Annotated in this window: 14 protein-coding genes; 5 read left to right on the plus strand and 9 right to left on the minus strand. The window is 70.3% G+C overall.

The features are described from left to right. Window positions 1-3 precede the first annotated feature (3 nt). From JR064_RS03905 to asnS, 8 genes are all read right to left on the minus strand, one after another. The gene (locus tag JR064_RS03905) at window positions 4-2,139 is read right to left on the minus strand and encodes an FUSC family protein (protein ID WP_206228872.1); all 2,136 of its coding nucleotides are present in this window, start codon (window positions 2,137-2,139) and stop codon (window positions 4-6) included. Between the two features lie 33 nt (window positions 2,140-2,172). Next, window positions 2,173-2,697, minus strand: a complete 525-nt coding sequence (locus JR064_RS03910) for a 3-hydroxyanthranilate 3,4-dioxygenase (protein WP_179565065.1) — start codon at window positions 2,695-2,697, stop codon at window positions 2,173-2,175. 45 nt (window positions 2,698-2,742) lie between these two features. Beyond that, window positions 2,743-3,405 (minus strand): carbonate dehydratase, encoded by a 663-nt coding sequence (gene can / locus JR064_RS03915; protein ID WP_058197164.1) that lies wholly within the window; start codon window positions 3,403-3,405, stop codon window positions 2,743-2,745. Between the two features lie 147 nt (window positions 3,406-3,552). Next, a complete protein-coding gene (locus JR064_RS03920) occupies window positions 3,553-4,176 on the minus strand; it encodes an FMN-binding negative transcriptional regulator (protein WP_206228873.1) in 624 nt (207 codons plus the stop codon). Window positions 4,177-4,183: 7 nt separating this feature from the next. Further along, window positions 4,184-4,498, minus strand: a complete 315-nt coding sequence (locus JR064_RS03925) for a hypothetical protein (RefSeq protein ID WP_179565061.1) — start codon at window positions 4,496-4,498, stop codon at window positions 4,184-4,186. Then, complete coding sequence (locus JR064_RS03930) at window positions 4,495-4,800, minus strand: hypothetical protein (RefSeq protein ID WP_179565059.1); 306 nt, start codon at window positions 4,798-4,800, stop codon at window positions 4,495-4,497. Before JR064_RS03930 ends, JR064_RS03925 begins: the two co-directional genes overlap by 4 nt. Then, window positions 4,797-5,174 carry an ADP-ribosylation/crystallin J1 gene (locus JR064_RS03935; protein WP_191824094.1) on the minus strand — a complete coding sequence of 126 codons (378 nt, stop codon included), beginning with the start codon at window positions 5,172-5,174 and terminating at the stop codon, window positions 4,797-4,799. Before JR064_RS03935 ends, JR064_RS03930 begins: the two co-directional genes overlap by 4 nt. Window positions 5,175-5,178: 4 nt before the next feature. Then, window positions 5,179-6,579, minus strand: coding sequence for an asparagine--tRNA ligase (asnS, locus tag JR064_RS03940; RefSeq protein WP_179565055.1), 1,401 nt, complete (start codon window positions 6,577-6,579; stop codon window positions 5,179-5,181). A 141-nt stretch (window positions 6,580-6,720) separates the two neighbouring features. Here asnS and JR064_RS03945 point away from each other — a divergent pair, with 141 nt between their 5' ends. Then, entirely contained in the window at window positions 6,721-7,074 is a 354-nt protein-coding gene (locus JR064_RS03945; protein WP_179565053.1) for a HesB/IscA family protein, read from the plus strand. A gap of 15 nt (window positions 7,075-7,089) precedes the next feature. Here JR064_RS03945 and JR064_RS03950 read toward each other — a convergent pair whose 3' ends face one another. Then, a complete protein-coding gene (locus JR064_RS03950) occupies window positions 7,090-7,878 on the minus strand; it encodes a 4'-phosphopantetheinyl transferase family protein (RefSeq protein ID WP_206228874.1) in 789 nt (262 codons plus the stop codon). Between the two features lie 427 nt (window positions 7,879-8,305). Between JR064_RS03950 and rpsF the strand changes: the two genes are divergently transcribed. From rpsF to smc, 4 genes are all read left to right on the plus strand, one after another. After that, a complete protein-coding gene (rpsF, locus tag JR064_RS03955; RefSeq protein ID WP_003473337.1) occupies window positions 8,306-8,740 on the plus strand; it encodes a 30S ribosomal protein S6 in 435 nt (144 codons plus the stop codon). A gap of 11 nt (window positions 8,741-8,751) precedes the next feature. Then, the gene (gene rpsR, locus JR064_RS03960) at window positions 8,752-8,982 is read left to right on the plus strand and encodes a 30S ribosomal protein S18 (RefSeq protein WP_003473336.1); all 231 of its coding nucleotides are present in this window, start codon (window positions 8,752-8,754) and stop codon (window positions 8,980-8,982) included. A 227-nt stretch (window positions 8,983-9,209) separates the two neighbouring features. Next, complete coding sequence (rplI, locus tag JR064_RS03965; RefSeq protein WP_179565049.1) at window positions 9,210-9,659, plus strand: 50S ribosomal protein L9; 450 nt, start codon at window positions 9,210-9,212, stop codon at window positions 9,657-9,659. A 228-nt stretch (window positions 9,660-9,887) separates the two neighbouring features. Further along, window positions 9,888-13,391, plus strand: a complete 3,504-nt coding sequence (gene smc, locus JR064_RS03970) for a chromosome segregation protein SMC (protein WP_179565047.1) — start codon at window positions 9,888-9,890, stop codon at window positions 13,389-13,391. Window positions 13,392-13,396 lie beyond the last annotated feature (5 nt).

Raw genomic sequence — 13,396 nt, forward strand, 5'->3', positions numbered from 1 at the left:
AGTCTACCGGTCGCGGCGTAGCGCTTCGTCGGCGGGCGTGGCGGTGGCCGGCAGCATGGCGCTGCGCAACAGGTGGGTGAGGGTGCCGACGCTGTCGGCGACGCGGTCGCCGGTGTCGGCCAGCGCGGCCAGCGCCGAGCCGTCGCTGGCTTCCTGCAGATGCGCGGCCAGCGCCTCGGCCAGGCGCCGTTCGTCGTTGCGCAAGGTCGCCTGCGGCGGCGGGGTGCCGCTGCGCAGGCTGTCGGCCAGTTGGGTCAGCGCCGCATGCGCCTGCTGCCGAAACTGCGCCAGTTCCGGCAGCGGCGGCAACGCCGGGCTGTCGCGCAGCACCGCTTCCAGCGCCAGCGAGGCGCGGATCAGGCGGTTGCCGTTGGCCAGCACCGATTCGGCCAGCTTGAGTTCGCGCAGGTTGCGCTTGCGCCGCGGTTCGCCGCGCAGGCGCTCGATCGAGGCCTGCACGTTGGTGCGCGCGGTACGCGACGCGGCGCGGGTCTCCGGCAGCGCCTGCAGGCGGCCTTCGAGCAGCGCGGCGAGATGGTCGCGATAGGCCAGCAACAGCTGCGCCAGGGTGGCGCGGATATGCCGCCGCTCCCAGGTCGGCCACAGCGCATAGGCGACCAGCGCCAGCGCGCTGCCGAGCACGGTGGCCTGGATGCGTTCGCCGATCGCCTCGCCCGGGGCCATGCCTTCGAACGACAGCAGCAACACCAGCATGCCGGTCAGGCAGGCCACGCCGAGGCCGTAGTTGACCTGGGTCAGCAGGCGGAAGCCCAGGCAGAACACGGTCAGCAACAGCAGCCGCACCACCGCGCCGTCCATCGTGAAGTGGGCCAGCACGGTGGCCAGCACCAGCCCGGCGAAGGTGCCGGCCACGCGCAAGGCGCCGAAGCTGAGGGTGCCGCCGAAATCCGGCTTGAGCACGATCGCCGTGGTCATCGGGATCCAGTAGCCGTGCGGGATCGCCTGCCAGCGTTCGAACAGCACCGCCAGGCTCAGGCACACGCCGCAGCGCAAGGCATGCCGGAACGCGACCGAGGAGAAGCCGAGGTTGGCGCGCAGGGTCTGCAGCGGCGCCAGCGGGCGCAGCGCCGCCGGCAACCGGGCCTCGGCCAGCTCGGCCTGGATCTCGCCGCGGCTGCTGGCCCAGTGGCCATTGCGCACCAGCGCGCGCAGCTGCCCGCCCAGGCCCTGCGCGCGGGCCACGGCGATGCGCAGCAGGCGCCGCTCGCGGGTGTCCTGCGCTTGCGCCTGGGCCTGCGCCAGCGCCTCGGCCAGATCGTCGAAGCCTGTCATCGAGGCCTCCGCCGCGGCCGGGTCTTCGGCGTTGTCCAGCGCGTAGGCGAGCTGGTCCAGCACCACCGCGCTGCGCTCCAGCACGCGCTCGATCGGCAGCCGCGCGGCGGCGGCTTCGTCCAGGCGCCCGTGCAGGTCGGTCAGGGTCAGCAGTTCCAGTCGCGCGCGTTCGCACAGTTCGGCGATGATCCGGAACGACTGCACCGCCAGCCCGCGCGAACGGTGCTCGCCGTGCAGCATCACCATCGCCTCGAGCACCGCTTCGGTGGCCGGCGGCGCCAGCGTCGCGCTCGGCCGCTGGCGGGCGATGCCGGCCAGCTGCCGCATCAGTTCGGCCAGCGCGAACCGCTCCGGGCGGTAGCGCTGCAGCGGCCAGGCGGCCAGCGCCATCAGCATCTGCAGCACGCCGCCGGCGAAGATCAGCGAGGCCACGCCGACGCTCTGTGCGGCGGGGAGGCGCACGTCGGCGCTGACCACCAGCAGGATCATGCTGGTCAGCCCGACCCGCGCCGCGACCGGGCCCAGCGCCACCAGCAGGCCGCCGCCCAGGCCCAGCAACAGCGCCGCCAGCGCCAGCGCCGGGGTATGCGCGCCGATCAGCATGCCCAGCAGCGCCGCGCCGCCGGCGGCCAGCGCCGCCATCAGCATGCGCTGCATGCGCGCCCGGTACGGCCCGGGCTGGTCGGAGAACATGGTGTTCAGCGCGCCGGTGGCCATCGCCAGGCCCAGTTCGGCATGGCCGCTGGCCACGCCCACGGCGAGCGGGGCGACCACCGCGAAGGTGTTGCGCAGGGCGACGCGCAGCGGGACGTCGCGCGGCTTCAGCGCGATCAGGCTATGCAGCATCGCAGCCCGGCGCGACGGTCGGCGAGGGTGCGCTCACGGCGCGGCGACGGGCGCCGGCACCGGGTGCAGCTGTCCGCAACGGCCGCAGGTGCGCAGCGCCTCGGAGGCGTAGAAGCGCGCGAATACCGGCGGAAAATCGGTCTCGATATTGCGCAGCGGGAAATATTCTGCGTACAGCAGGTGGTTGCAGCGTTCGCAATACCACTGCAGGCCGTCGTTCTCGTGCGGCAGGCGGCGGCGCTCGATCACCAGGCCCACCGAATCGGGCAGCCGCTGCGGCGAATGCGGCACCTTCGGCGGCAGCAGGAAGGTCTCGCCGGCGCGAATCGGGATCTCGCGTACCGCGCCGTCTTCCTGGATCCTCAATACCATCTCGCCTTCGAGCTGGTAGAACCACTCCGGGCCTTCGTCGTAGTGGAAGTCGGAGCGCGCGTTCGGCCCGCCGACCGCCATCACGATGAAGTCGCCGGCGTAGATGCACTTGTTGCCCACCGGCGGCTTCAGCAGGTGCCGGTGTTCGTCGATCCAGGCGTGCAGGTTCAGCGGGGCGGGGAGCATGCGGTGTCCTTGGGCAGTCGTGTCGGCGCGGGCGCCGGCACCGGATCAGCGATCCTCGCGGTCCTGGCAGATCCGCGCCAGTGCGGCATCGTAGCGCGGCGCCAGGTCCTCGATCCGCTCCAGTTCCATGCCCAGGTCGTGCACGCGGCCGTCGCGCAGGCTGTAGACCCAGCCGTGCACGGTCAGCTCCTGGCCGGCGGCCCAGGCGTCGCGCACGATCGAGGTGCGGCTGACGTTGACCACCTGCTCGAGCACGTTGAGCTCGCACAGGCGGGCGTGCTGCAGGGTCAGGTCGCCGGCCTGCTGCAGGCAGCCTTCGTGCTTTTCGGCCACGTCGGTGACGTGGCGGATCCAGTTGTCGACCAGGCCCAGGCGGGCGCGGGTCAGGCCGGCATGCACGCCGCCGCAGCCGTAATGGCCGACCACCAGGATGTGCCGCACCTTCAGCACTTCCACCGCGAACTGGATCACCGACAGGCAGTTGAGGTCGGTATGCACGACCACGTTGGCGATGTTGCGGTGGACGAACACCTCGCCCGGCGCCATGTCGATGATCTGGTTGGCCGGCACCCGCGAATCCGAGCAGCCGATCCAGAGGTATTCCGGGGTCTGCTGCTTGGACAGGCGGCCGAAGAAGTCCGGATCCTCGCGATTGATCCGCTCGGACCAGGCGCGGTTGTTGTGCAGTAGCTGATCGATTTTGCTCATAGCCGCGCATTATTCCAGAAGCCGGCGCACACATGGGCGGGTCGCGGCGGCGGCAGGCGTGGCGCGGTTCATCGGCGCGGACACACGCCGGCGTATGTTGGTCGGGACGCGCGGCGCGCCCGCGCCCGCGCGCGGACGCAGGCGCCGTCAGCGCCGTTGCAGGCGCTCGCGCATCAATGCGGCCACCGCCTGCGCGCCAGGATCGGCCTGCGCCTGCAAGGCCGCGCTCACCGCCGTCGCGTTCGCTGGCGGGTGGTTTTGGCTCAGCTTGAACTTCAGTTCCACCCGCTCCGGTTCGAAACGGAAACCGACGATGCCGCGCAACTGGCGCCGGTGCGCCTCGTTGTGCGGTTCGTAGCGCCAGTCGCTGCCGAGCGCGCGCTCGTGGCGTTCGCTGAGCCGGGCCACGATGTCGGCCAGCAGCGCTTCGTCGTCGCTGGCCTGCAACCGGCCATGCAGGTGCGCGGTGGCGTAGTTCCAGGTCGGCACGCGCGCCATCGCCTCCTTGTCCGGATACCAGCCCGGCGACACATAGGCCTGCGGCCCGTGCACGATCAGCAGCGCCGGGCCGGCATGCCGCGACTGCGGGTTGGCGCGCGCCCAGTGGCCCTCGATCACGATGCGCGCCCCGTCGCGCCGGTACAGCACCGGCAGCGGCGTGGCGCAGGGCAGGCCGTCGGCGACGGTGACCAGGGTGACGAACGGATCGCGCGCGATCAGCGCGTCGAGCGCGCCCAGGTCGGTTTCGGCGAACGCCGGCGGGACGTGCATCGGCGGCTCAGGCGCGCGTGCCCAGGGTCTGGGTCATGCGTCCGCGCAGCGCGGCATCGTTGTCGGCCTGCGGCGGCGCCACTTCGTGCAGCGAGAACCCGCGCGCCAGCGCGTCGTCCTCGTCCAGGCCGTCGAAGGCGACGAACTCGGCGTCGAACAATGCCGCCTGCGCGGTGTCCTCGCTGTCGTAGCTGAGCGTGTTGCCGTCGCTGTCCAGCACCTCGGCGGTGCCGGCTTCGCGCACGCGCAGGCGCGCCCACACCAGGATGCGGCCGAGGCTGGCCAGGTACCACCGATCGGCGGCGGAAGCGTCTGAAGTCATGGAATCACCAGGGAAAGCAGCCAGAGCAGGGCGGCCATGCCCAGGCCGAAGAAGATGGTCAGCAGCGACAGCCAGGCCGGGGTCGCCAGCCCGGACAGCGAGCGGTCGCCGAGCGGGCGGTAGCGCCGCGCCAGCAACCAGCCCAGCGCCACCGGCTTGAGAAACGCGCCGGGCCCGAATTCAGCCACCAGCGGCGGATGCCGGTCGCGGATATGCACCAGGGTCAGCGGCCAGAAGATCAGGAACGCGCTGAACCCGGCGATGGCCACGCCGACGAAGCACAGCGCGAAGAACAGGATCATGCCGAGGTCTCCTCGAGCGGAGCATCGAAGCGCGCCACGATCTCGATGAGACCGACGATATTGTCGTTCAGCGTCTCCAGCGCCTCGGCCGGGATCCACCACTCGGTGTGCTGCGCGCCGCCCACCTTCTGGATTGGATAGGGCGCCATGAATGCCGCGCGCACCGCGAACCGCGCCACGTAGCCGACCCCGCTGTCCTTGACGTTCCAGCGCCCGGCGATCTCCTCGGCGTAGCGCTGGTTGGTCACCGGATAGAAGATCGGCTGTTCCGGCAGCCGCGGCGGCCAGCGCCGGAACCCGGAATCGCGCACCAGCGCGAATTCCTCCGGTCCTAGCGGCCGGTACATGGTCACCGTGGCGTCGGCGTCGGCCATGTCCTCAGAACTCGGCGCTGCCCGGCGCGCGCGGGTAGGGGATCGCGTCGCGGATGTTGCTCAGCCCGCAGATGTAGACCACCAGGCGCTCGAAGCCCAGGCCGAAGCCGGCGTGCGGCACCGTGCCGTAGCGGCGGAAGTCGCGGTACCAGCCGTAGTGCTGCGGATCCAGGCCGAACTGCACCATGCGCGTGTCCAGCACGTCCAGGCGCTCCTCGCGCTGGCTGCCGCCGATGATCTCGCCGATGCCCGGGGCCAGCACGTCCATCGCCGCCACGGTCTTGCCGTCGTCGTTCAGGCGCATGTAGAAGGCCTTGATGTGCTCGGGGTAGTTGGTCACCACCACCGGGCGGCCGACGTGCTGCTCGGTCAGCCAGCGCTCGTGCTCGGTCTGCAGGTCCAGGCCCCATTCCACCGGGAACTCGAACTTGTGCCCGGACTTCTGCAGCAGCGTGATCGCATCGCCGTACTCGATGCGCTCGAACGGCGAGTTGATGAACGCCTCCAGCTTGCTGATCGCGGTCTTGTCCACGCGCTCGGCGATGAACGCCAGGTCGTCGCCGCGCTCCTCGAGCACCGCGCGGAACAGGTACTTGAGGAAGTCCTCGGCGACCCGCGCGTCCTCGGCCAGGTCGGCGAAGGCGATCTCCGGCTCGATCATCCAGAACTCGGCCAGGTGGCGGGTGGTGTGGCTGTTCTCGGCGCGGAAGGTCGGGCCGAAGGTGTAGACCTTGCTCAGCGCCAGGCAGTAGGCCTCGACGTTGAGCTGGCCGGACACGGTCAGGAAGGTTTCCTTGCCGAAGAAGTCGCGGCCGAAATCGACCTGGCCCTTGCCGTCGCGCGGCAGGTTGGCCAGGTCCAGGGTCGACACGCGGAACATCTGTCCGGCGCCTTCGGCGTCGGAGGTGGTGATGATCGGGGTGCTGATCCAGTTGTAGCCGTTCTGGTGGAAATAGCGGTGCACCGCCTGCGCCAGGCAGTTGCGGATGCGGGTCACCGCGCCGAACAGGTTGGTGCGCGGGCGCAGGTGCGCGACCTCGCGCAGGAATTCCAGCGAATGCGCCTTGGGCTGGATCGGATAGGTTTCCGGATCCTCGACCCAGCCCACCACCTCGATCGCCTCGGCCTGGATCTCGAAGCTCTGGCCCTGGCCCTGCGAGGCGACCAGGCGCCCGCGCGCGATCACCGCGCAGCCGGCGGTCAGCCGCTTCACTTCCGCCTCGTAGTTGGGCAGCTCGGCCGGCGCCACCACCTGGATCGGCGCGAAGCAGGAGCCGTCGCTGACGTTGACGAAGGACAGCCCCGCCTTGGAATCGCGCCGGGTGCGGACCCAGCCGCGTACCGTCACCTCGCCGCCCGCCGGGATCTTCCCGGCCAGCGCATGCTCAACGCTCACCACCGTCATGACTTGAATCCTCGCCGCAGCGACTCGATATGGAACGGGCAAGTGTACTGGCTGAACCGCGGCGCTTGCGAGGCACGGTGCGCATCCGCCGCCGCGCTTCCTCCCTATAATGACCGTTCGCTGTTCCCGGAGTCGTTCGCCATGGCCATCCATCTCACTCCCGTCGCCTTCGAGCGCGTGCAGCGCTTCGTCGCCCAGACCCCCGGCGCGCTGGGCCTGCGCTTCGGCGTCGAACGCACCGGCTGCTCGGGCTGGGGCCACGTCACCGACCTGGCGCGCGAAGCGCACCCGGACGATGCGGTGTTCGAGCAGGATGGGGTGCGCATCTACGTCAACGCCGCCAGCCTGCCGCTGGTCGACGGCACCGAGATCGATTTCGCCAAGCAGGGCCTGGGCGAGACCTTCATCTTCCGCAATCCCAACGCCACCGCCGAATGCGGCTGCGGCGAGAGCTTCACCACCGACGCCGAGCATGCGGCGGCCGCCGCGCGCTGAGCGCCGGCGCTGCGCTCACCACGCGTAGTGGGTCAGCACCAGCTGCGGATCCAGGTCCAGCCGCGCAAAACCGATCTCGCAGGCCTGGCCTTCGACGAACTGCGCGCATAGCGTCTCGGTGAGCCGCAGGCGCAGGCGCTGCCGCACCGGATCGACCCCGCAGACGCGGGCCGCGGCGAAGTCGAAATAACGCCCGACCGCGCCGAACGCGGCCTTGAACAGACTTTCCTTGGCCGAGAACAGCGCGGTCAGCAGCGCATCGTGCGACCACTGCGGGTTGGCCGCGGCCGCCAGCAGCTCGGCTTCTTGCGCATCGATCGCCACGCCCAGCACGGCCTCGCGCGCGGCCGGCGCGAGCAGCCGTTCCAGGTCGATGCCGATGCCATGGGCCTGGCCGGCCGGCAGCGCCACTGCCGCCGCGCAGCCGCCGCTGTGGGAAATGCTGCCCAGGCCGCCGGCCGGCCAGCATGGCTCGCGCGACGCGCCGATCGCGATTTCGGCCCGCGCCTGCGCCGGGCCGAGCGCATCGTCCAGCGCCAGCCGCGCGGCCAGGCGCCCGAACAGGAATTCCGCCTGGCGCTTGCGCACGCTGCGCGCGACGCTGTCCGGGCAGGCGATCGTCGCCGCGGCGAAGGCCTGGGAGTGGAAGCGCTCGGCGTCGAATCCCAGCGCGTACAGCGGCGTGCCGTCGTGCAGCAGGTAGCGGTGTGCACTGCGCAGGGCGGTGGCGACCGCCGGCGGCAGGTCCAGCTGCAGCGGCTGGCCGACGCGCAGGGCAGGGTCGGCGTCCAGGCGGGCGCTCAATGCGCGTACCCGGCCGACATGCCGCGTATGCGAAAGGGGAGCGCGGCGCTTTCGGCGCGGCGTACTCGTGCAGGCCTGGCCGCAAGGTCGCGGCCTGCGGCAGCGGGCAGGGCAGGCCGCTGCGCGGGCAGGCGTGCAGGAAGCGCGCTGGCGTCGGTGGCTGAGGGCGAGGGCGGTGTGCGGTTCACCCGGCCAGTGTCGCAAAACCGGCGCCGGCGCGGCAGCGGCCCAGGCGGGCGCATCGGCTGCAGCCGGTGGCACCCGCTCAGGGCGGGTGACAGCCCCCGCCTTGCGGCGCGGCCTCTGCGCTGCCATACTTTCCGGCTTCCTGCGCCTGTCGTGGCGGGATCCCTTGCCCCACCGCACCCGTTTTGGGCTTCGCGGGGGGCTGTCCGGCCCTCGGGCCACATCCGAAAGGTATAACCACATGAGTCGTCATTACGAAATCGTGTTCCTGGTCCATCCGGACCAGAGCGAGCAGGTCCCGGCCATGATCGAGCGCTACAAGTCGCTGGTCGAGAACGGCAGCGGCACCATCCACCGTCTGGAAGACTGGGGCCGCCGCCAGCTGGCGTACCCGATCCAGAACCTGGTGAAGGCGCACTACGTCATGCTCAACATCGAAGTGGACCAGGCCATCCTCGCCGAACTGGTCGAGAGCTTCCGCTTCAACGACGCCGTGCTGCGCCACCTGGTGATCAAGCGCGACGGCCCGGACACCGAGCAGTCGCTGATCATGAAGAGCAAGGACGAGAAGGGCGACAAGCCCGAGCGTAGCGAGCGCCGTCGCCGCGACGACGAGGAAGGCGATGCGCCTGCCGCCGCCACCGAAACCGACGGCGACGCCGCCGAAGCCGCCTAAGGAGCACTGCCATGTCCAAGTTCTTCCGTCGCCGCAAGTTCTGCAAGTTCACCGCCGAGGGCGTCAAAGAGATCGACTACAAGGATCTCAACACCCTGCGCCAGTACCTCACCGAGAACGGCAAGATCGTGCCGAGCCGCGTGACCGGCACCAAGTCCAAGTACCAGCGTCAGCTGGCCACGGCGGTCAAGCGCTCGCGTTTCCTGGCGCTGATCCCGTACACGGACAACCACGACATCTGATGTGACCGCTCCGGAAGCGCCCGCACGGTTGTGCGGGTCCTTCCGGGCAACAGCCCACGCATCCGTGCGCGGGCTACTCAATAGAAGTCTGGCGATCGAAGAGTGCGGCGTTGCTCGGGAATTTTGCGATTCCCGATTCCCGATTCCCGATTCCCGGCTTTTCCTATTCGGACAGCAAGCGTTGCGGGCGCCTTCGGGCGTGCGCTAACGAATAACGGAGCAACACCATGCAACTGATTCTTCTGCAGAAAGTCACCAACCTGGGCGGCCTCGGCGACAAGGTCGACGTCAAGCCGGGCTATGGCCGCAACTTCCTGGTGCCGCAGGGCAAGGCCGTGCCGGCCACCGCCGCCAACATCGCCGAGTTCGAGGCCAAGCGCGCCGAGTACGAAGCCAAGGCACAGTCGATCCACGCCGACGCCGAGGCCCGTGCGGCCAAGCTGGAAGGCGCCAGCGTGACGGTCAAGGCCAACGCGTCCACCGAAGGCAAGCTGTACGGCTCGGTCGGCCCGCGCGACATCGCCGAGGCGTTCACCGCCGCCGGCCTGCCGCTGGAAAAGGGCGAAGTGGTGCTGGGCGAAGGCGCGTTCCGCAACATCGGCGAGTACGAGGTGCTGGTGCGCCTGCACGCCGACGTCGAGACCACGGTCAAGGTCGTGGTCGAAGCCGAAGCCTGATCCACGGCTTCATGCTGTACCGAAACGGGCACCGCAAGGTGCCCGTTTCGTTTGCGGCCTCCGGCCCCGGCCCTCGCTGGGTGCCGTTATACTCATCGGTTCGTGCCTGTTTCCTGTCCGGCGATCGTAGTCGTATCAAGGACTTGGAAGCGGGACTTCACCTGGATATTCATTAGCGGCAGCGCGTGCCGGCCCGCCGGCCGCCGCCTGCCATGGATTGCCTGCCCCATGCGCCTGTCGACCATCAAGCTGTCCGGCTTCAAGTCCTTCGTCGATCCGACCACGCTGCACCTGCCGACCAACATGACCGGCATCGTCGGTCCGAACGGCTGCGGCAAGTCGAACATCATCGACGCGGTGCGCTGGGTGATGGGCGAAAGCTCGGCCAGCCGCCTGCGCGGCGACTCGCTGACCGACGTGATCTTCTCCGGCTCCTCGGCGCGCAAGCCGGTGTCGCAGGCCACGGTGGAGCTGATCTTCGACAACTCCGACCACACCATTTCCGGCGAGTACGCCTCGTTCAACGAGATCTCGGTCAAGCGCCAGGTCAGCCGCGACGGCAGCAGCAGCTACTACCTCAACGGCACCAAGTGCCGGCGCCGCGACATCACCGACCTGTTCCTCGGCACCGGCCTGGGCCCGCGCAGCTACTCGATCATCGAGCAGGGCATGATCAGCCAGATCATCGAGGCGCGCCCGGAAGACCTGCGCGTGTACCTGGAAGAGGCCGCCGGCATCTCCAAGTACAAGGAGCGGCGCAAGGAGACCGAGACCCGCATCCGCCATACCCGCGAGAACCTGGAGCGGTTGGGCGACCTGCGCGAGGAGATCGGCAAGCAACTCGAGCACCTCAAGCGCCAGGCGCGCCAGGCCGAGCAGTACCAGGCGCTGCAGGAAGAGCGCCGGGTCAAGGACGCGCAGTGGAAGGCGCTGGAATACCGCGGCCTGGACGGCAAGCTGCAGGGCCTGCGCGAGGCGCTGGGCCAGGAAGAGACGCGCCTGCAGCAGTTCATCGCCGAGCAGCGCGAGGCCGAGGCGCGGATCGAGACCGGCCGCGTGCGCCGCGAGGAAGCCGCCGACGCCCTGAGCAAGGCCCAGGCCGAGGTCTACCAGGTCGGCAGCACCCTGGCGCGCATCGAGCAGCAGATCCAGCACCAGCGCGACCTGTCGCAGCGCCTGCACAAGGCGCGCGACGAAGCGCAGCTGGCGCTGGCCGAACTCGGCCAGCACATCAGCGGCGACGAGGCCAAGCTGGCGCTGCTGCGCGAGTCGGTGGACATCGCCGGGCCGCAGCTGGAGCAGCTGCAGGAAGACAACGAATACAAGCAGGAAGCGCTGCGCGACGCCGAGGCCAGGCTGGCCGACTGGCAGCAGCGCTGGGAAGCGCACCAGCGCTACACGGCCGAGGCCTCGCGCGCCGGCGAAGTGGAGCGCACCCGCGTCGACTACCTGGACCGGCAGTCGCTGGAAGCCGAGCGCCGCCGCGAAGCGCTGGCCGCCGAGCGCGCCGGGCTGGACCTGGACGCGCTGGCCGCCGCGTTCGAACAGGTGGAGCTGCAGCACGAGACCCAGCGCGCCGCGCTGGACGGGCTCAACGAACAGGTCGAGACCCGCAAGCAGGCGCTGACCGCGCTGCAGGAACAGCAGCGCGGCGCGCAGGCGGAACTGGCCGAGGTGCGCAAGCAGGCGCAGGCCGCGCGCGGCCGGCTGTCGTCGCTGGAAACCCTGCAGCAGGCCGCGCTCGGCCAGGAGCAGGGCGCTGCGGTGGCTTGGCTGAAGGCGCGCGGACTGGATTCGGCGGCGCGCGTGGGCGAGCGCATCAGCGTCGAAAGCGGCTGGGAAAACGCGGTCGAAGGCGCGCTCGGGCAGTTGATCGAAGGCGTGCTGGTCGATGCGCCGGAGACCCTGGTCGACGCGCTGGGCGAGCTCGGCGAAGGCCGTATCGCGCTGGTCAGCAGCGACGAGGAGGCCGGCCACTTCGCGCCGACCTCGCTGGCCGCCAAGGTGCAGGGGCCGATCGCGATCCGCCGGCTGCTGTCGCGGCTGCACGCGGCCGAGGACCTGGCCGCCGCACGCGCCTTGCTGCCGCAGCTGGGCGAGGGCGACTCGGTCATCACCCGCGACGGCGCGCGGCTGGGCGAAGGCTGGCTGCGCGTGTCGCGCTCCGGCGCGGCCAAGCAGGGCGCGTTGCTGCGCGAGCGCGATATCCAGGCCCTGCGCGGCCAGATCGATGCGCTGCAGGACCGCGAAGCGGAACTGGACCAGCGCCTGGCGAGCCTGCGCGAGCAGTCGCTGGCCGCCGAGCAGCAGCGCGAGGAAGCGCAGCGCCAGCTGTACCAGGCGCACCGCAGCGTGTCCGAACTGGCCGGGCAACTGCAGAGCCAGCAGGGCAAGGTGGACGCCGCGCGCACCCGCATCGAGCGCATCGAGACGGAGATCGCGCAGCTGCTGGAAACGCTGGACAGCAGCCGCGAGCAGGCGCGCGAGGCGCGTTCCAAGCTGGAAGACGCGGTCACCAGCATGGGCGACCTGGAAAGCACCCGGCACACCCTGGAGAGCGAGCGTCGCCAGCTCACCGAAGCGCGCGACCTGGCCCGCGATGCCGCGCGCCGGGTGCGCGAGGCCTCGCATGCGCTGGCCCTGACCCTGGAATCGCAACGCACCCAGATCGCCTCGCTGAGCCAGGCGCTGGAGCGCATGGGCAACCAGCGCGGGCAGCTGGATTCGCGCCTGGGCGAACTCAGCGCGCAGCTGAGCGAAGGCGATTCGCCGGTGCATGCGCTGGAAGCCGAGCACCAGGCGGCCCTCAGCGAACGCGTGCGCACCGACCGCGCGCTCGGCGAGGCGCGCGCGCTGCTGGACGGCATCGACAACGAATTGCGCGGCCTGGAACAGACCCGACAGCAGCGCGACGAACAGGCCCTGGCGCAGCGCGAGCGCATCGCCCAGCGCCGCCTCGACCAGCAGGCGTTGGTGCTCAGCGCCGAGCAACTGTCGGCGGCCGTGGTCAAGGCCGGCTTCGTGCTCGAGGACGTGATCAACGGCCTGCCCGAACAGGCCGATCCGGCCGAGTGGGAGCAGGCGGTGCAGCAGATCGACGGACGCATGCGCCGCCTGGAGCCGGTCAACCTGGCCGCGATCAGCGAATACGGCGAGGCCGCGCAGCGCGCCGAATACCTGGAAGCGCAGGACGTCGACCTGAACACCGCGCTGGAAACCCTGGAGGACGCGATCCGCAAGATCGACCGCGAGACCCGCGGCCGCTTCAAGGACACCTTCGACCGGGTCAATTCCGGCGTGCAGGCGCTGTATCCGCGCCTGTTCGGCGGCGGCCACGCCTATCTGGAACTCACCGGCGAAGACCTGCTCGACACCGGCGTGGCGATCATGGCGCGTCCGCCCGGCAAGCGCGTGTCCAGCATCTCGCTGCTGTCCGGCGGCGAGAAGGCGATGACCGCGGTGGCGCTGGTGTTCGCGATCTTCCAGCTCAACCCGGCGCCGTTCTGCCTGCTCGACGAGGTCGACGCGCCGCTGGACGAAGCCAACGTCGGCCGCCTGGCGGCGATGGTCAAGGAGATGAGCGAGAAGGTGCAGTTCCTGTTCGTCAGCCACAACAAGGCCACGATGGAAGCGGCGCACCAGCTCAGCGGCGTGACCATGCGCGAGCCGGGCGTCAGCCGCCTGGTCAGCGTGGACCTCGAGGAAGCCGCGCGTTTGGCGGGCGCGGCCTGACGTGA

This window comes from Xanthomonas bonasiae, assembly GCF_017163705.1.
Taxonomy (GTDB): Bacteria; Pseudomonadota; Gammaproteobacteria; order Xanthomonadales; family Xanthomonadaceae; genus Xanthomonas_A; species Xanthomonas_A bonasiae.